The sequence below is a fragment of the Endozoicomonas sp. genome (genome assembly GCF_031844845.1).
Classification (GTDB): Bacteria; Pseudomonadota; Gammaproteobacteria; order Pseudomonadales; family Endozoicomonadaceae; genus Endozoicomonas.
Genome location: NZ_JAVRMB020000348.1, coordinates 1 through 19195, shown reverse-complemented (window position 1 = coordinate 19195; position 19195 = coordinate 1). Strand labels below are relative to the sequence as shown.

The window sequence follows — 19195 nt, the reverse complement described above, 5'->3', positions numbered from 1 at the left end:
GCTGACGGAGAAGCCGGAAGTTCGCGGTATTGTGGTTTCTGGTATGCCTATGGGTTCACCGGGTATGGAGTACGGTGATCGTAAAGACGCCTATCAGACCATCGCCTATAAAAAAGATGGCAGTATGAGTGTATTTGCGTCGCACTGATTTTTTGTTCTCATGAGTAAGCCCAGACCCGGATATATCATATATTCGGGCTGGTAGTTCAAGGCTTTGACTCTGGGCTTGAGTTCACATAATCAAACATTTTGCGAATATTCTGGTCAATGATTACCTGGTCTTCTTTAGAAAATCCCTGTTTTCGTTCTTCTTCATAGCACTGCTTCAAGAAACCAGGTGCTGGCTCAACAATAAAATCATCGGGTCTTTCTATATCTTTATGAACCCGCCAATAGACCGGAGCCTGTTCATCACTGATCGGTGATTCTACAACATATTTCTCTTTTCCCTTTTTATCCATATAGTTAAAAACATCCAGAATCTCAGTAGCTCCCGTTTCAATATTCCAGAATCCATATGCTTTATGTCCTGTTTTCTCAAGATTGTCAGGAAGGACAGACACGATTTTGAACTCTGTTGGATGTCCTTTAACAGGCACTTTAACAGGCAACAACAGGCCGCATTCCTGACCTTTTTGACTTTTTTACAATTATCAGTTGTACTAAATAATGGCTGTTGTTTAGGCGTGTTCTGGCCTCCTCATGATGTAATTATCGATAAATACTGAATTAATGGGTGTCTGCAATCAAAATTCATAAGAAAAACGCCATGTTCGCTGCGTTACTATCCCTGACCGTCTTAGTACTGTCGCCCCCATTGCTGGCAAAAGAAAAGGTCATAGTATGGAGTTATTATGAATCCCCGCCTTTTGTAGTCGACATGATGGAGAAAAAGGGTTTGAGCTTCGATTTTGTGGAGATGCTGAACCTGTCTAAAGATAACGACCAATATGAGTTTGTTTTAAAATTAGTGCCCAGAAAAAGGCTGAATACCTATTTGAGCAATGATGATAGAGGCATAGTGTTATGGGTGAACCCGCTTTTTTTTGATGATAAAAATAAGACTCGTTATAAGTGGACCAGGCGGATACTGGAAGATGAACAATCATTCATATCCAGGGCAAGCGATCCCTTCATATTTAAAGACGCAAAATCACTGACGGAGCCAAACTTTATTTTGGGTGGCATAAGAGGGCACATATACACCGGCATTCAAAATAAAATAGATGAAGGTTTAATTAAGCGTCATGATGTGAGCCGGGAAAATCAATTTATAGGGATGCTGTTAACCAAAAGGGTGAATACTTTTTTAATTCCTTACACGACTATGAAATACTATGAGCAATCAATGGGGCTTACCGGAAAAATCTTTTACTCTCCTAAGCCGCTAAATTCCTATACTCGTAGTATTTTGGTGAACCATAAATCCGATGTCTTCAAATTTTTATCCAAAACAGTGGATAATCTGGCCAACAATAAATCCTGGAAAGTATTGCTAGACCGGTATAATCTGGAGGTGGCCAGCAACAAAAAAACGGATTTTTAACTTGGCTTATCCATTATCTAAACTGGCACTCTCAGGATGGAAAAGAGTGGCTTCCAGGTGATGGCCAACGGTCTCAGGGGTTGTGGCAAAAGGGAGAACACGGTCTTGATGCAGGTCGATTCGCTTCCGCACCCGAAGGACTCGGGCCCTCGGTCTCCCCTGAGCGGGGAACCGACCGACACGGATCAGGAACAAGGTTTTGAGTTTTGTGACATCCTTTCTCCCTTGGGAACGCATGCGTAACCGGCCAGGGAAATGTTTCAAAGCCTGGTGTTGATGTCTATCATTCACTCTTTTCATCGGATTACGTCACAATACGCCTTTGTTCAGTGGGCGAACGCAATCTTTATGAAGAAAAAACTGACCGGTTACGATGCCATTATTTTTGATATGGATGGCACGTTGATTGACTCCATGCCCACCCACCTTGAGGCATGGCGGCTGACCTCTGAGAAATATGGCTTTCCATTTGACCGTGAATGGCAACACTCGCTGGGGGGCGTTACCTTGTCGGCACAATCGGTAGGTCAGAGGGCCTGTTTGTATACACCCCACAATAATTTCCCACAGGATAATGGCGGGATATATGAAATCACCGGTAAGCCATTGGCATTAAAACGATGCCTTGAAAACCTGATTGGCAATGCCATTGTTTATGGCGCACCGGCCAATATTTATATTGAAAGGACATAAGAACATATCATCATTACTATTCGGGACAGTGGGCCGGGTATCCAGGAAGGTATGGAAGAAACGATTTTCAAACCGTACCTTGTCTTAATTATGGCTGCCAGAAGAATCCGGATGGTAATGGCCTTGGGCTGATTACGGCACGGGATTTGGCAAGAATTCATGGTGGCAGCCTCAATGTTCGAAACTATCAGGAAGGTGGGTTGGAGGCTATTCTGAAGCTGCCTGTTGAAAAAGGTAGTAACTAACTAACAAAAAAAGTGTACTGTCTTAAATTACTATTGAGGACGGTTTTTTTGAACTATTATGTTGTCTTTAAGTCCAATATTATTTGTTATATTTACGGTTTTTTTATTATGAGTTTTGATGGCCCTTCACGTTCTAATTCTGTTGATGGAAAACCTTTTCCCAGAGAATCTACGCTTGATGATAAGAGGAAGGCTAAAGCATTTGGAAGGAATATTGGTAAAAATACCTCTTCCACACGTAGAAGAAGTTTTAGTTATGATGATTACTTTCATAGGGGGTATAATAAGGGTGTGGCTGATAATGGCGCAATAAAAAAGGTCATGGCTATAATAAAATGCCAATCAGATGATTTATCGAGTATTGTAAAAAAAACAAATATAAATAAACTGATTGAAAACCTCGAAACTCAGAAATATCGTATTACTATGGCTTTAGGAAAGTTGAAAGTATGGAGTGAGAACGATATAGAACGCGTGATTTCTGATGACACTGAAAGGCAGGTTGATGAATGTGCTGTGTCAGCGTTTGAACGACAGAAAGCGCAAAAAAGAAAACTAAAGAGGGAGGGGGGATCAGAACAGTCAGCTGTGACTAGTGCTGCAAAAAAAGCTAAGAATATACCGGGATCACAAGAGGTAATAACATCAAAAACAGAGGGGTTAAAGCCTTCTGGAAAAAAAGTGGAATCTCGACGCATAGCCCACAGTGAAGCTATTTTTAAGGTATACGAGTTTTCTGACAGCGATGGTTCATCTACATCAGACTCTGATGAATCTTTATCATCTTCGAATACAGAAAGATCTTCCGAAAAAGGGCGGAATAACCTGCCTTCAATCTGCAGCACTAAAAGTAAATACCTCATGTCGAATACCCAAGGGAGTTACGTAGATAAAGAATTTAAGGTAACACCTTTTATAGATAGTCTGTTTGGAATTATATTGGATGAAATTGCCGAGCTCCAGGAGGGGAAAGGTTTTGCGCAGACGGATATTATCTCGTATTGGAAAATAGTAACTGACTGCAGCCAAGGAGAAATCATTAAAGAATTATTGGAGGCTGTTGTATTGCTTGGTGAAAGTGGATTATTGAAGGTTCATGCTTTTCAGAAAAAATATGCAGCTACAGAAAAGCTGTTGGATTTAAATGGGTTCAGGCGTTTTCAACACTATTTAGTAACGCAAGTGTATAATGATCGTAAGGTGGGCTTTACGTTAGATGATCTCGATCAATTTGTACGCCTGAAAAATGGCAATGACAAGTCTATTACCTGTTTGCCTCCAAAATTGAAGGGTTTTGTTGAACATAGTGTTGTTAACAGAGTGATTGATTATAGATCTACTACTGATGTGGCAATCGTAAAACGGAATTTCATGAAGATGGTTGGTGAAACAAAACTAGGTAAAAGTTCTGTTGATTTTTTGGCTGCGCTAGTTAAGAAAGAAATAAAAATTAAAGATTTTCAGGGTGTTCAGAAAGGTTTGGAAAATTTTACCAAAGAAGAACTATCCATAAATGATCATGAGTGGTCTTCCAAAGCTGATGATTTTATAACTATAAAACAAGCACAGGAATTGCAGAAATACTTTTTTGACCATTTTTTCCAGAAATGGCTGTTAGCTTTTGATGCTGAAGCTTTTAGAAAAGAAATGGAACGCAATGTTCAGGAATAATTTCTATCATTTACAGGTTTCTACCCTACAAGGTCAGGCTTTATATAGGGAGCTTCTATTGATCTCGATTGGTAGTTAAACGGTAGCTCTTGCTGGTTTGAACCACCTCAGCCTGTTGGTATTTGAAACCACAGTTAACAGACGACAGTGACGTAGGTTGGGTCGATCGAATGCGAGCCCCAACAAACTATCTGCAATCATCGGTGAAATTGTTGGGGCTCACTCCGTTCGACCCAACCTACCGGTCAAACTCATTGAAACCATGTACTATGGCTGATATACCTGCTCCTCTGCTTGCCAGAGTTAGCAGGTCTCTATTGGCAGGCGATTTGAGACCGCTTAATGTCTACCTTATGACCCTATATAAGTGTTGGCCTATACAGGGCCCTGAGATTTTCTTTCAATAGTGTTCAGGAAGAAGATTTTGTTGGCTGAAACCACTTCAAACGATTGGCATTGGAAACCACGGTGACCGATGAAAGTGCCATGGCGCCACCGGCAATGACCGGATTAAGCAGCATGCCGGTAAATGGAAACAGAATGCCTGCAGCTATAGGTATTCCAAGGGAGTTGTAGACAAATGCGCCAAACAGATTCTGCTTGATGTTTCTGAGCGTTGCTCTTGATAGTTCAATGGCATCAGCAACACCATGGAGGGATGAGCCCATCAGGGTAACATCAGCAGATTCAATTGCTATATCGGTGCCAGTGCCGATGGCAAAACCCACATCAGCACGAGCCAGGGCAGGGGCATCGTTGATCCCATCTCCAGCCATACCCACTGTTTGTCCTTCCTGCTGAAGTTGTTGAACATGACCCGCCTTATCTTCCGGCAAAACTTCTGCATGAAACTCATCAATACCCGCCTGTCGGGCAATGGCTTTGGCGGTTAACCGGTTATCACCGGTGAGCATAACCACTTTGATTCCCAGCTGGTGCAGTCGTTTTATGGCCGCCTGTGAGTCTGACCGGATGGGGTCTGAGACAGAAATAATGCCCGCAAGATGGCCATCGACCGCCATAAACATCGGTGTCTGCCCCTGCCCAGCCAGCTGTTCGACCTGTGCAGTAAGACTATCTGTGTTGATATCATGGTCTGCCATCAGTTTTGCATTACCCAATAGCAACTCATCGTCTTCTACCTTGCCTGAAACGCCGTGGCCAGGAATAGCCTGAAAGTCATTGACCGCTTTAAGTGTAAGCTGCCGGGATTGACTGGAGCCGACAATGGCTTCAGCCAAAGGATGTTCTGAAGCCTGTTCCAGACTACCCGCCATGGTTAAAAGATCTGCATCCGTATAAGGGTGAAGCGCAACCATCTGAGTAACCGTTGGTCGACCTTCAGTGATGGTTCCGGTCTTATCCAGTACCAATGTTGTTAGCTTGCTGGCCTGCTGTAATGCATCGCCCTTACGGATCAGAATCCCCAGCTCTGCCGCTTTACCAACGCCAACCATCATTGACATTGGGGTGGCCAGACCCAGGGCACAGGGACAGGCAATAATCAGCACCGTGGTTGCCACCACCAGCATATGGGCAACTTTCGGTTCAGGGCCAACAAAGAACCAGACAGCGGCCGCCAGCAGGGCGATCATGATGACGGCAGGCACAAAGATACTGGCGATTTTGTCCGCCAGACGGGCAATGGGCATCTTTGAACTTTGTGCTTTTTTTACCAGGGCAATGATTTGGGCAAGGGCCGTTTCACTGCCCACTTTTTCGGCAATAAACAGCAGGGAGCCATTTTTATTCAGTGTGCCTGCAGTAATGGCATCACCATTGGATTTTTTTACCGGGATCGGCTCACCGGTCAGCATGGATTCATCCACAAAGCTCGAGCCTTCAAGTACCTTGCCATCCACAGGAATATTCTCACCGGGGCGCACCCGTAAAGTGTCTCCTTTTTGAACCTGCTGGATAGGAATATCCAGCTCCTGCCCATTACGAACGACACGTGCCGTTTTAGCCTGAAGGCCCAGAAGCCGTTTTACGGCTTCACTGGTTTTTCCCCTGGCTCTTAACTCCAGGGCATGACCCAGATTGATCAGGCCGATAATCATGGCGGAAGCTTCAAAGTAGACATGCCGGGCACTTTCCGGCAACCAGTCGGGGAACAGTACAACCATCATGGAGAAGAGCCAGGCAGCCCCGGTACCAGTGGCGACCAGGGTATCCATATTGGCATTACGATGCTTCAGTGACTGCCACATACCAGTGAAAAAGTGACCACCGGAAATGAATAGAATCAGGCCGGTGAGTATCCCGACGATTCCCCAGGCTATCTGCTCCTGAGTGTTGTTGACACTCATTTCACCGGTCACCATCCCCCAGATCATCAGGGGGATACCAAGGCTCAGGGCGATGACGGTATGTTTTATAAGATAGCGGTAGCGTCGTTTGTCTTCTGCTTCCTGCTGTTGTTGCTGCTCTTCGTAAGATTCCTGTCCGGGGTCAAGCTCTTTTCCGGGGAAGCCTGCCTGCTCCAGTTGCTCCAGAATGCTGTGGGTATATTGATGAATGCCGGTGTCGCTGGTGCTTTCTGCCAGCACGATTTTGTCGGCCAGGTTAACACTGGCTTTCACTCCGTGAATACTTTGCAGCGCTTTCTCAATCTTGCCAACACAGGATGCACAGTTCATGGAGGGGATTGAAAAGATGGTTGAGGTCTGAAGTCTGGAAACGACCCCGGCACCAAAACCAATACTCTCTATGGCATTGATCAACTCTTCTGAGGAGGCGGTTCCGGCAACCAGTGCAGTCCGGTCAGCAAGGTTGACGCTGGCTTCACTGACGCCGGTAACGGCGAGCAGGGCTTTTTCTACCTTACCCACACAGCTGGCACAGCGAAGCCCACTCAATTTCAGTTCTGTTTCTCTGGGGGTCATGAGTTGTGCTCCAATGGCTTTGGGCCAATAGCTAATTTCATCTTCTGGTAAGCATAACCCTTCCCCTTACTGGAAGGTAAAGGTTACTTTTCCTGAATTATTGCTGGCTGTTGCGCTGGAAGTGAGTGGATATTCGATGTTTTTTTCCCGGGAAATGTGGCCCGAGATGGTTTGAACATTCTGGGAGAGCAAACTCTCCAGTTCATCGTTATCAAGTCTCTGCTCCAGGAAAGTGGCCAGTTCCTTTATTCTATTCTGGATCAGGGAAGGGTCTGTTTCTTCAGTTCCCCGACACCAGTTAATAAAACGCACTGGCAGGCCCAGCACCATTCCGGCAGCATTGCGTAATCCTTCTGTGGCACCATAGAATTGCACCAGCAGGGTATTGATAATCATAAATACATTTAAATCAGCATCAAATCCAGCCCACCTCTGGATGGTCTTCAGGTTCGCGGCATCAAGTTCCAGACCATCAGGCAATGTATTGTTGTTCGCTAATTTTCCATATCCGGCAGCGATATTATGGGTATCCCGGCTCAGTGCCAGCTGATACTGAACAATATTTAATAAAGCCATGGCAGCCACACTTAACAGACCCGCTGCGGTCAACGTGTTAACCACTTTTTTGGTGGCTCTGCCGGTAAAGAAATGGTTCAGGTTCGTTTTGATCCTGTTAGCCAGGTCAGGTTTATTAGCAGGGCTCTCTTCCAGTCGTTGCGCCGAAAATGGATTCTTGGCCGCGTTTACGGCACAGGTAATAAGCTCTTTGGCACCAATCAATAAAGAGGAAGCGACAAAGGTTTCCAGAATAAAATTAACGACGGCATGGGGAATCATTAAACCGGCCAGCAGGATATGCCCTTCCGGTGAGTAGGCCAGCGATGCCGGAGCCAGATCCACCAGCAGGGTATTGGTCCATTGTTCGACACCCAGTGGAAAGGCATAGGCAGAACCGGCTGAAGTGGTGGCGGAGGCAAAAATAAGCATCAGATTTACTGTTGGCTGGCTAAGCAGTTTATGCCGTTCGGGCAACAGATCTGTCAGGATTTTCAGGGCTTCGGCACCTATCCCGAAGACAGTAATGCCTTCACTGATGCCCAGAGCGATACCCGGGGCGGTGCCAAACTCCTTTTTTCCTTCCGAGTAAACCCGGTATATATCACTGCCGGTGGCAATGGTTAACAGTGACAGGTAAGAGGCAATCGCTACTTTTTTCAGTCCCGGGAGCTGCTGCCAGTGCTCCCGGATATTTTCCGGAATACCGGCCACAGCATCCACCGCCAGCGCTCCAGTGGCCAGGGAACCGATCATGGTCAGTATGAAATGGTGGAGGCTGGAGTCTTTATCAAGGATAAAAGACGATTGACGTCCAAATGCTCCCAGCAGGCAGGTGAGTGTCAGAATTCCATGAATCAGTGATTTTGGTTCCTGTATCTGAACGATAAAATCAGAAACGGCTTTGCTGGCCTGTTCCGGGCAAAAATTATAGTGTTTGATAGCCTGATGTTCGAGTTCACTGATTTGATCAGGCGTCAGTATGCTGAGTTGACCAATAATTTGTGTGATTCTTTCTTCATGGTCCGGAAGCAGGTGTGTATCTCTTTGATTTAAGCTTTTCTGTTGCATTTCCTGGGCAGGTACATCCTCAGGTATCTGCTTTGTCCCATTAACAGAAGTGGTGTTGCCGGTGCCCGGGGAGCTAAAGGGATTGATCTGATCTGTTCCTGTATAGACAGTAAAACGTCCAGAATTGTTTAACGGATCAGTCATCTTGTCCTGTACCTGATTGGCATTTTTTATAGGGGTTTCGTACTTTCCGGTTCGGGCAGACTCTGTCGATAAAAATGATGAGAAAAAACAGGTCAGTGGTATGCAGCCACAGTTTAGAAGTTTAGACAAGCATGAAGGCTGAATGATAATGATTTGCGTTTGTTTTGTTTTTGATGTGTGCTGAATAAATACAAATGGTTATAAGCCGACGTGTTAAAAGTCGGCTTATTTATGGCACAGGCAGGATTAAAAGTTACCCGGTGTCGTGCAACTGATCAAGCGACAGTTTTCGTTATTATCGGGGTTGCGAAAACGATGGGGGCGGTTGCTGTCAAAGTAGTAACTATCGCCGGGGGTTAGCAGGTAAACATCGTTACCTACGGTAAGCTCAAGCTGGCCTTCAATAACGATACCCGCTTCTTCACCTTCATGGCAGAGCATCTCCTCACCGGTATCGGAGCCGGGTGGATAACATTCATCTATAAATGACATACTCCGGTTGGTTTTGTGCGGTCCTATAACTTTGATCTGTATCTTATCCATCACCATGGGAGAGAGTTTTTCCGAGCGATAGACAACAGGCTCATAATCGTGCTCATCCATCTCCATTGAGAAGAAGGTCACCAGTGACATGGGGATGCCACTGAGTACTTTTTTCAAAGAATTGACCGATGGACTGACACTGTTTTTCTCGATCATTGAGATCGTGCTGTTGGTTACTCCGACCTTTTTAGCCAGCTCTCTCTGGGAAAAATTGTGCATCGTGCGCACTGCTTTTAACCGTGTTCCTACATCCAAAACAGTTCCTCCTTGAATTTAATATGTCAGAGACATTAGACAGGTGCTGACTTTTAAGCTGGAAGCTGATTGTTCTTTGCTTCCAGCTTCGAGCTTCTTTTACTTCCAGCCTCTCAAGGGGTTGAAGTACTCCATGGTCAAATCAAGGCATTTTCGGGCTTTGGTCACCAGCTCATCAATTTCATCATGACTGATGATCAAGGGGGGTGAGATGATCATGGTATCGCCAACAGCTCGCATGACCAGACCATTGTTGAAACAGAAGTCACGACAGATGGCGCCTGCTGTGCCTTCATTATCAAAACGGGTTCTTTCTTCCTTATTGTTAGTGATTTCAAGGGCAGCAACCATGCCAACACCCCGTGTTTCACCGACCAGTGGGTGATCCGCCAGCTCAGCCCAGCGCTTTTGCAAATAAGGACCCGCTTCGATTTTCGCTCTCTCGATGATCTTTTCATTCTGGAGAATCTTGATATTTTCCAGGGCAACTGCAGCTGCTGTCGGGTGGCCTGAGTAGGTGAAACCATGGTTAAAGTCACCGCCGGACTGGACAACACTGGCAACCCGGTCACTGACCATCACCCCGCCGATGGGCAGATAACCCGATGACATACCTTTGGCCATTGGCATCAGGTCTGGCGTGAGGTTGAAGTAATCACTTCCAAACCACTCGCCGGTTCTGCCATAGCCGCATATGACCTCATCAACTACCAGTAGAATGTCGTATTTTCCCAGAATACGATTGACTTCAGGCCAGTAGGTATCGGGTGGAACAATAACACCACCAGCCCCCTGAATAGGTTCTGCGATAAATGCAGCGACCTTGTCTTCGCCCAGTTCAAGAATCTTTTCTTCCAGAGCCTGTGCTGCTTTAAGTCCAAAGTCGTCTGGAGAGAGATCGCCACCTTCACCATACCAGTAGGGCTGCTGAATATGGACGATGCCGGGAATAGGCAATCCACCTTGCTTATGCATGGGTTTCATACCACCCAGACTGGCCCCGGCCACGGTTGAACCATGGTAGGCGTTTTCCCGGCTGATAATCACCTGCTTCTCAGGTTGCCCTTTGGTGGCCCAGTAATGGCGAACCATGCGTAATACGGTATCGTTACACTCAGAGCCTGAGCCGGTGAAGAACACATGATTCATATGTTCAGGTGTAATTTCAGCCAGCTTTTCTGCCAGCGCAATGGCTGGATTATGAGTAGTTTTAAAGAAGGTGTTGTAGTAAGGCAGCTCTTTCATCTGTTTGCAGGCGGCTTCAACCAGCTCCTGTCGTCCATACCCGATGTTGACGCACCAGAGCCCGGCCATACCGTCGAGGATTTTATTGCCTTCGCTGTCGTACAGGTAAACACCATTGGCGCTTTCAATGATTCTTGCCCCTTCTTCTTTCAGGGCACCATTGTCAGCAAAAGGGTGCAGGTGATGGCGGTGGTTTTTATGCTGTCTTTCTGCTGTTGACTGCTCGGACTTTTGCACTTTGACAGAGCTTTTAACGGGTTCAGTAATGACATGACTCATATTTTCATTCCTGCTTTTATTTTTATTATCTGGTTTTAAGGAATCGTCTCAAACCGTCATTTGCAGATATTTACGCTCCCAAGAGCTGATGACCTCTTTGAAATTCTGGTATTCTGCCCGTTTTACTTCAACGTAGGAACGGACAAACAGGCTTCCCAGTGTTTCCTTGAGAATTTCACTTTGCTCCATTAACGCAAGCGCTTCTTCAAGGTTGAGTGGAAGTCGCTTGTCGTTTGAATCTTCATAGGCATTACCGGTTATTGCTTCACTGGGCTCAATGTCATTAATCATGCCCAGGTAACCACAGAGCAGTGATGCTGCAAAGGCAAGATAAGGGTTTGCATCAGCACCAGCCAGCCGATTTTCTACACGAAGGTTCTTTCCGGATGACTCAGGGACTCTCAGGCTAACCGTGCGATTATCAATGCCCCAGGCCAGATTTACAGGCGCAGAAGTGTTGCTTAAAAAACGACGATAAGAGTTTACATTGGGAGCAAACAGCGGCATGGATTCAAAAACGTATTTTTGAAGGCCACCAATATAGTGGTAGAGCATTTTACTGGGTGAACCATCTTCGTTACTGAAGATGTTATTGCCATCTTTATCAAGAAAGCTCTGGTGAAGGTGCATGGAACTGCCGGGCTCATGGCTTATGGGTTTAGCCATAAAGGTGGCGTTAATATCATGCTTTAAGGCGGCTTCGCGAACCGTTCTTTTGAAGACAAATACCTGGTCAGCCAGTGACAGGGCATCACCGTGACGGAAGTTAATCTCCATCTGTGCGGCACCTTCTTCGTGAATCAGGGTATCAATATCCAGTCCCTGCTCTTCACACCAGTCGTAGACATCTTCAAAGAGAGGGTCGTACTCATTAACGGCATCAATACTGTAGGATTGGCGGCCCGCTTCCGGTCGACCGGAGCGACCAACAGGGGGTTGCAGGGGGTGATCCGGGTTGGCTGTTCTCTTGGTCAGATAGAATTCAAGCTCAGGAGCGACGACCGGTGTCCAGCCCTTTGCTTCATAGAGCGCCAGCACATTTTTCAGTACTGTTCTGGGTGCCATGCTGATCAGGTTGCCCTGTTTGTCATAGCAGTCATGGATGACCAGTGCCGTTGGTTCCAGGGCCCAGGGAACCATATATACAGCGGACTCATCGGGCTTCAGAATCATATCGATTTCAGCAGCACTGATCAGGTCGTCATAGATGTCGTCATCGACATAATCACCGGTGACGCCCTGAATCAATACACTCTCCGGAAGTCGTATACCTTTCTCGTTAATGAACTTATTGCTGGGCATGATCTTGCCCCGGGCAATACCGGTAAAGTCGGATATAACCGCTTCGACTTCGGTGATTTTCTGTTCTTTTAACCAGCTGGCCAGTTTTTTCATAGTATTTTTTTTGTTGTTACGGGTCTTATTGATGACGGTGCAGTCGCTCATAGCTTTTTGAAATAGTGTCTTGAACGACAGGCTTCCGAAAATGCCTGATAGATCGTCATTGAAAAATGATTTTCAGTCACCTTATATTCAGGATGCCACTGAATGGCAAGGGCAAAGTTTTTACTGTCTTGAACGGAAATTGCTTCGATCAGGTCGTCCGGTGCCCGGGCTTCTACTCTCAACCCATCGCCAAGACGATCAATACCCTGCCTATGTACAGAGTTCACCATTTGTGTGTCGGATCTGGTGATTGATGCCAGTAAACCGTCTGCTTCAATGGTTATTGAGTGGGCGGGTCCGTACTGAGTATCCAATGGAGCCATTTTGTCTTCCCTGTGTTCGATATATCTGCCGACTGTATGGAGTTTCTGGTGTAGCGTGCCCCCATAAGCCACATTCATTTCCTGAAAACCACGACAAATGCCCAGTAATGGAATGCCCAGTTCGATGGCATCAGGGATGAGTTGCAATGTCGATGTATCCCGTTGTGGGTCATCGTGTGCATGCCGTTCTGCCGGTGCACCACTATAACCACAGGAATAGCGCCAGGGTTCAATATTTGAGTAGCCACCGGTGACCAGTAAACCATCCAGCTGAGAGAGAATCTGCCGGTTGTTCAGAGGCACCGGCACTGGCAGTGATGGAATAATGACTGGAATTGCATTGGCGCCATGAACGACTGAAGCCAGGTATTTCTCTCCAGCCTGGTGCACCCGGTGCAGACCGTCCATGGTTGTATCTGAAGTAACGCCAATCAAGGGGCGGGAGTCTGTTCCCATAAGTGACCTTTTATACTTTTTATTATGGCTGTTTGAAACCTTATACAGGTGTTCGTTTTATTGAACTCTATTCGGGGAAAAAATGCAGCTTTTTTGTGTGAGGTAAGGAAATAAGCCATTCCAAATATACCACAGTCCTCCCCGCGAAGGTGGGGGCTACAGTTCGTGCTAGATTCCCGCCTTCGAGGCTGTCGCAAAAGCATGGGAACGAGGTTTCCGGAGGCTTTTGCGACAGCCTCCTTCGCGGGAATGACGGAAGGCTGGTACTTTATTGCAACAGGTTTCCCATTACACGCTCATATCCGGACATCAGACAAACGGCTGGAATAATATAGCCAGCGCCAGAACTCGATGCTTCTGAGTCTGGCAACGGGTGGAGCAGGGATTTATAACAATCATCACACACCAACAGTTTTCCCAGGGAACAAGGGGGCAATGCAAGATCAGGTTCTGAAACCGAAAATTGGTCAGTCAAAGATAATTCGTCACCATTTCTACGGGAATACCGTGAGAACAAGGCAGAGCTGAGGTTTTAGGTTATCTTCATTCTTTCTCTAACGCCTTCCAGAATTCTTCAATATTTTCCAGGTTTTTACGATCCTTCAGCTCTTCTTCAAGCTCTAACACCATACGGCCAACAGGCAGCTTGCCAACGGCCTCGGGATCCTGACATTTCCATACCGTATAAACTTCAAACACGGATTGATCCTCCCGGGTATGCTTGCTAACAGGTGGTTTACCAGTGCAAGGTTCGTTGAGTCTTTTGACAAATTCACCCAGTAAATTCTCAGGCAAATCACTCATCTTAGCCCCCCTGTCCAATAAGCAGGACGCCAATTGAAAGCAACCCATATCTTCATTTTCCAAACCTTTTTTGAGTACATGGTGAAGTGGAGTATGGCCCTTGAGATCTTTCTTATTCAGAGGCACACCGGCATCCAGAAGAACTGTAAAAGCCCAATATACCTGATGTTCAATCGCCAGATTAAGAAGAGATATGCCATCGTCGAAGACACTATTAATTAATTCTTTATCATCCTCATTTTTCTTAATAATCCGATCAATAATTTCTGTTTTAGCTTCACCACCCAAGAATGAACACTCTAAAGTCACGACCAAAATATTTTCAATCCATTCCTTCCTATCAACCTCCCCAATAAACAATGGATAGACTTCATCCAGTATAAAATCAAAAACTTTACGATTATTAATACTGAGTGCTTCTTCCCACAAGCCATCCATTTCTTTCTTTTTATCAGCCTCTTCAATCTGATCTGAGCTTGATTTATCGAATACAAGCTTCAGCATATCAGGATTTTCGCTTTGAACGACTGACGCTAATAAACCGGAAAAACACTTTATTGCAAACTGGGTAGTTGCACCATTCTCAATCAGCGTATTCATGATGCCCAACTGATTTCCTTTTGCAGCTAAATGCATTGGGGGTGCATCCGAAGAGCCCAGATACCTCCTCTTGAATTGAATTAACATTTGCTCCTGCTTTTAACAGCATTCCAACGGTCGCACTATTTCCAGCTTCAACGGCTTCAGCCAACTGCCTGTCCAGACTTTCTTGACTTGCAAACCAAAAATAAGACCAATTTCCCAACATAGTAATATTTCGGGCCAACAGAGATATTACACCCCTTGCCCCCTTATCCGCTTCCTTAGGAATAAATGAGCTTAATTCAATTTTATTTTTTTCTTGATTAGGAACAGAATCGTTATACTGCCCCTGGATTGAACTGGTTTCATTATTTTTATAATTGAAAATTCCAGTATTAGAAACAATAGTGATAGGAATACGCATAACTTTGCCTACTTTTTTATTTTTCGATTAATTTGAGACAATTTAGACCATAAAATCACATGATAATTTCAAGACACACCTCATTCATGGTTCAATCACTGAAAGATTTAAAAGACAGGCATCTTTTGAATCTATAATTTTACTTCCCCAAGCTGCATTTTTCACAATGGCTACTTGTCGGCAAGTAATATGGCTTCTCTCAGAGCCGAGACTAATTGGTCAATATGTTTGGGTTCAATAATCAGAGGTGGCGACATCGGCAGAATATCGCCAGTCCAGCGCACCAGCACACCATTATCATAACAGTGTTTGAACACCTTATGACCCCGTTCTCCGGGTTTGCCTGGTGCAAGCTCTATCGCTGCTACCAGCCCGGTGTTGCGAATATCGATCACATTGGGAAGCCCTTTCAGGCTTAGCAGGGATTCTGCAAACGGATCTTCAAGTTCTATAGCCCATTCAAAGAGGTTTTCTTTCTCATAAATATCAAGAGCTGCCAAACCTGCGGCGCAGGCTACGGGATGTCCTGAGTAGGTGTAGCCATGGAACAGTTCAAAAATATCCTTTCCTTTATTATTTTTGTCGATGATCAGGTGAACATTATTTCAAACGAGGCGTACAATATTTCAAACAATCTTTATTGAATCAAGTACTGCATTTAGTTAATGTGCTTTGAATCAATTTCATCCACAGCGCCTATACAAGTCCCTACAAAATAACAACAGGAACAGCTATGACGACAAGAACCCGTGCCCAATGGCAGGCAATGGCGGATACGCTTGAAATCCGGGGGCAGGCCTGGATCAATGGTGAATATACCGACTCGGCCAGTGGTGAAACCTTCGACTGTATCTCTCCCATAGATGGCAAGCTGTTAACCCGGGTGGCCAGTTGTGATGAAGCCGATGTCAATCGTGCGGTTTCTGCAGCACGGGCAACGTTTGCATCCGGAGTATGGTCACGTAAAGCACCCGCTGTCCGAAAACGGGTGCTTCAGGCGTTTGCCCGTAAAATTGATGAGCATCTGGAAGAGCTGGCACTGCTGGAATCTATTGATATGGGCAAGCCCATCAGTGTGGCGCTGGGAGATGACATTCCCGGTAGTGCCAACTGTATTCGCTGGTGTGCCGAGGCGATCGATAAAATTTACGATGAAGTGGCTCCGGTTGGGGAGGGCAGTCTTGCCCTGGTGACCAGGGAAGCAATGGGTGTGGTTGCCGCTATTGTTCCCTGGAACTTTCCGCTGAGTATGGCCTCCTGGAAGCTGGGTCCTGCACTGGCCACCGGTAATAGTGTGATTCTCAAACCATCAGAAAAATCACCGCTTACCGCCATAAGAATTGCAGAACTGGCAGAAGATGCAGGCTTACCTAAAGGCGTTTTACAGGTGTTGCCCGGTTTTGGTCACACAGCGGGAAAGGCACTGGCGCTTCATCCTGATGTGGACTGTCTGGCCTTTACCGGTTCCAGCAAAGTGGCCAAACAGTTGATGATCTATGCCGGTCAGTCAAATATGAAACGGGTATGGCTGGAGGCTGGTGGCAAAAGCCCTCATATCGTCTTTGCTGATGCACCGGATCTTGAAAAAGCAGCCAGCTATGCAGCGATGGCCATTGGCTATAACCAGGGTGAGGTTTGCACCGCCGGATCACGACTTCTGGTCGACGCTTCAATACACGACGAATTTATACCATTACTGAAAAAACATTTGGCAATCTGGCAGCCCGGGCATCCACTGGACCCTGAAACAACGTCCGGTGCCATCGTAGATGATATCCAGACTCGTAATGTACTCCGTTATATTGAGATTGGGCAGCAGGAAGGTGCAAAGCTGATAACGGGTGGAAGCCGGATTATGGAAGAGACTGGCGGTTATTACATTGAACCGACCGTCTTCGACCAGGTTGATAACCAAATGACCATTGCCCGGGAAGAGATTTTTGGGCCGGTTCTGTCAGTTATTTCTTTCAGTGATGAAGAAGAGGCCATCAGTATTGCCAATGACACCGACTATGGTCTGGCTGCTGCTTTGTGGACTGATAACCTGAGCAAAGCACATCGGGTATCCAGACGACTCAGGGCAGGTTCTGTGTTTATCAATAACTATCATGGCGGGGATATGACCGTTCCTTTTGGCGGATTCAAGCAGTCCGGTAATGGCCGGGATAAGTCTCTCCATGCCTTTGATAAATACACGGAGCTGAAATCCACCTGGATTGCCCTGGATTGAATGCTTCTTTATGAAACAGAAAGCGAAACCCAAAGCACCGGTGCATACAGAAGCGCATGCTGATTCTTACTATGCAGCCTCACTGAATTTTGTAACGGACTATCCGGAACTGGAAGGCAGCCTGACGGTGGATATCTGTGTTGTCGGGGGCGGTTTTTCGGGAGTTGCTACAGCTCTGGAACTGGCGGAGCGTGGATTTCGTGTTGCTGTACTTGAAGCCCGGAAGATGGGTTGGGGAGCAACGGGGCGAAATGGTGGCCAGCTGATTCGGGGTATTGGTGAAGAGCCGGAGCAGTTCCGGAACCAGGTCGGCAGTGATGGGGTTGAGGCAATCCATCAGATGGGGTTTGAAGCGGTTGAGCTGGTGCGTGAGCGTGTCCGTAAATATGACATTCAGTGTGATCTGAAGATGGGATATGTCGATGCCGCTATCAAGCCAAAGCAGATGAATGATATCTGTGATGACTATGAGTCCCTGCAAAAGCGGAACTATGCTCATGAACTCCAGCTCTTGTCGAAAGATGAAATAAAAAAGTATGTAAACAGTGACCGATATATGGGCGGTATGCTGGATATGGGGAGCGGCCATCTGCATCCATTGAATCTCTGTTTGGGAGAAGCTCGTGCTGCAGAAGCATTAGGTGTGCAGTTTTTTGAACATTCCCCTGCATTGAAAATCCACAAGGGTGATCTGCCCAGAGTTGAAACATCAAAAGGATCAGTAACCTGCCAGTTTCTGGTGTTGGCCGGTAATGCTTATATGGGGGATCTGGAGCCGAAGATTGGCGGTAAAGTATTGCCTGCCGGTAGTTATATGATTGCCACTGAGCCACTTGAGGAGAAGTTATGGAAAAGTCTGATTCCTCAGGATACGGCTATCTGTGATGTCAGTATTGCCCTTGATTATTTCCGCCTCTCTGCAGATAAACGACTACTGTTCGGTGGTATGTGCAATTACTCCGGGCGTGATCCCCGGGATATCATGGCTTCCCTTCGGCCAAAGATGTTGAGGGTTTTCCCGCAGTTGGAATCAGTGTCGATTGACTATCAATGGGGTGGAATGATTGGTATTGGTGCCAACCGTATGCCCCAGATTGGACGACTTGAGTCAAACATCTACTTTGCCCAGGCCTATGCCGGGCATGGTGTGAATGCAACCCATATGGCGGGCCGGGTTTTGGCAGAAGTTATTTCCGGTCAGGCAGAACGGTTTGATGTGTTTGCCAATATTCGCCATATGACCTTCCCGGGCGGGCGGTATTTTCGTTCGCCTTTACTGGCTTTGGGGATGTTGTGGTATCGATTGAAAGAAGTGGTTTAGGAATTGTCCTGAAATAACTTTCCCATTTCAACAAACGTTGTCCGGTGTCTGATATCGGAAAAAGCAGGAGTCACTCGTGTTTTTTCCGATATCGGACAACGAGCTTAATGATGCTTCAAGGCCTCAGTAAATTCGGGGTAATTCCTTAGTGCGCCACCTTAAGGGTTATAACGCCAGCAATAATCAGAAACACCCCCAGATAGCGAAGAAGGCTAACGGCTTCACCATAGAACATGATCCCGACAAAAAAGGTACCGGCAGCCCCCAGGCCAGTCCAGACGGCATAAACGGTACCCATGGGGATTTCCTTTTGCGCCAGCCACATCATATAGCCACTGAGACTGATAAACACGATTGCGTTAGCTATGCCCAGCAACCGGGTGTCAGGATTTTGCGCCATTTTTAAGCCAACGGGCCAGCCAATTTCAAACAGTCCGGCCAGCAATAGATATACCCAGGCCATATTCACTCCTCTTA

Annotated in this window: 17 protein-coding genes; 6 read left to right on the top strand and 11 right to left on the bottom strand. The window is 46.3% G+C overall.

Annotated features, from left to right (window positions below; translation table 11 throughout):
- The first annotated feature begins 1 nt into the window (after position 1).
- On the top strand, positions 2-148 hold the full coding sequence (locus RM811_RS19230) for a DUF411 domain-containing protein (RefSeq protein WP_402527422.1): 147 nt from the start codon (positions 2-4) through the stop codon (positions 146-148).
- A 58-nt stretch (positions 149-206) separates the two neighbouring features.
- On the opposite strand, the gene RM811_RS19225 is transcribed toward RM811_RS19230, so the two are convergent.
- Complete coding sequence (locus RM811_RS19225; RefSeq protein ID WP_402527451.1) at positions 207-614, bottom strand: hypothetical protein; 408 nt, start codon at positions 612-614, stop codon at positions 207-209.
- 122 nt (positions 615-736) lie between these two features.
- Between RM811_RS19225 and RM811_RS19220 the strand changes: the two genes are divergently transcribed.
- The 3 genes from RM811_RS19220 to RM811_RS19210 all read left to right on the top strand — a co-directional run bounded on the left by RM811_RS19220 (position 737) and on the right by RM811_RS19210 (position 4155).
- Positions 737-1546: a hypothetical protein gene (locus tag RM811_RS19220; protein ID WP_402527450.1), complete on the top strand. Its 810-nt coding sequence runs from the start codon at positions 737-739 to the stop codon at positions 1544-1546.
- A gap of 276 nt (positions 1547-1822) precedes the next feature.
- Entirely contained in the window at positions 1823-2239 is a 417-nt protein-coding gene (locus RM811_RS19215) for an HAD family hydrolase (RefSeq protein WP_402527448.1), read from the top strand.
- Positions 2240-2532: 293 nt separating this feature from the next.
- Positions 2533-4155: a hypothetical protein gene (locus tag RM811_RS19210; protein WP_402527446.1), complete on the top strand. Its 1623-nt coding sequence runs from the start codon at positions 2533-2535 to the stop codon at positions 4153-4155.
- A 410-nt stretch (positions 4156-4565) separates the two neighbouring features.
- Here RM811_RS19210 and RM811_RS19205 read toward each other — a convergent pair whose 3' ends face one another.
- From RM811_RS19205 to RM811_RS19165, 9 genes are all read right to left on the bottom strand, one after another.
- Positions 4566-7040 (bottom strand): heavy metal translocating P-type ATPase, encoded by a 2475-nt coding sequence (locus tag RM811_RS19205; RefSeq protein WP_402527444.1) that lies wholly within the window; start codon positions 7038-7040, stop codon positions 4566-4568.
- A 66-nt stretch (positions 7041-7106) separates the two neighbouring features.
- Positions 7107-8810 (bottom strand): hypothetical protein, encoded by a 1704-nt coding sequence (locus RM811_RS19200; protein WP_402527443.1) that lies wholly within the window; start codon positions 8808-8810, stop codon positions 7107-7109.
- A gap of 246 nt (positions 8811-9056) precedes the next feature.
- Positions 9057-9608 (bottom strand): cupin domain-containing protein, encoded by a 552-nt coding sequence (locus tag RM811_RS19195; protein ID WP_402527442.1) that lies wholly within the window; start codon positions 9606-9608, stop codon positions 9057-9059.
- Between the two features lie 99 nt (positions 9609-9707).
- Positions 9708-11132 carry an aspartate aminotransferase family protein gene (locus RM811_RS19190; RefSeq protein WP_402527440.1) on the bottom strand — a complete coding sequence of 475 codons (1425 nt, stop codon included), beginning with the start codon at positions 11130-11132 and terminating at the stop codon, positions 9708-9710.
- A 48-nt stretch (positions 11133-11180) separates the two neighbouring features.
- Positions 11181-12578, bottom strand: coding sequence for a glutamine synthetase family protein (locus RM811_RS19185; RefSeq protein ID WP_402527439.1), 1398 nt, complete (start codon positions 12576-12578; stop codon positions 11181-11183).
- Positions 12575-13357: a gamma-glutamyl-gamma-aminobutyrate hydrolase family protein gene (locus RM811_RS19180; RefSeq protein WP_402527437.1), complete on the bottom strand. Its 783-nt coding sequence runs from the start codon at positions 13355-13357 to the stop codon at positions 12575-12577. The genes RM811_RS19185 and RM811_RS19180 overlap by 4 nt, the downstream gene beginning before the upstream one ends.
- Positions 13358-13900: 543 nt before the next feature.
- The gene (locus RM811_RS19175) at positions 13901-14761 is read right to left on the bottom strand and encodes a hypothetical protein (RefSeq protein WP_402527436.1); all 861 of its coding nucleotides are present in this window, start codon (positions 14759-14761) and stop codon (positions 13901-13903) included.
- Complete coding sequence (locus RM811_RS19170) at positions 14745-15167, bottom strand: hypothetical protein (RefSeq protein WP_402527435.1); 423 nt, start codon at positions 15165-15167, stop codon at positions 14745-14747. Before RM811_RS19170 ends, RM811_RS19175 begins: the two co-directional genes overlap by 17 nt.
- A 170-nt stretch (positions 15168-15337) precedes the next feature.
- The gene (locus RM811_RS19165) at positions 15338-15718 is read right to left on the bottom strand and encodes an aminotransferase class III-fold pyridoxal phosphate-dependent enzyme (RefSeq protein WP_402527453.1); all 381 of its coding nucleotides are present in this window, start codon (positions 15716-15718) and stop codon (positions 15338-15340) included.
- A gap of 182 nt (positions 15719-15900) precedes the next feature.
- On the opposite strand from RM811_RS19165, the gene RM811_RS19160 reads away from it, so the two are divergent.
- Together RM811_RS19160 and RM811_RS19155 are read left to right on the top strand one after the other, a co-directional pair.
- Entirely contained in the window at positions 15901-17397 is a 1497-nt protein-coding gene (locus tag RM811_RS19160) for an aldehyde dehydrogenase (protein WP_402527434.1), read from the top strand.
- Positions 17398-17407: 10 nt separating this feature from the next.
- Positions 17408-18718: an NAD(P)/FAD-dependent oxidoreductase gene (locus tag RM811_RS19155; protein WP_402527433.1), complete on the top strand. Its 1311-nt coding sequence runs from the start codon at positions 17408-17410 to the stop codon at positions 18716-18718.
- 145 nt (positions 18719-18863) lie between these two features.
- On the opposite strand, the gene RM811_RS19150 is transcribed toward RM811_RS19155, so the two are convergent.
- Positions 18864-19195, bottom strand: a 332-nt coding sequence (locus RM811_RS19150; protein ID WP_402527431.1) for a DMT family transporter, incomplete at its 5' end; no start/stop codon positions are given.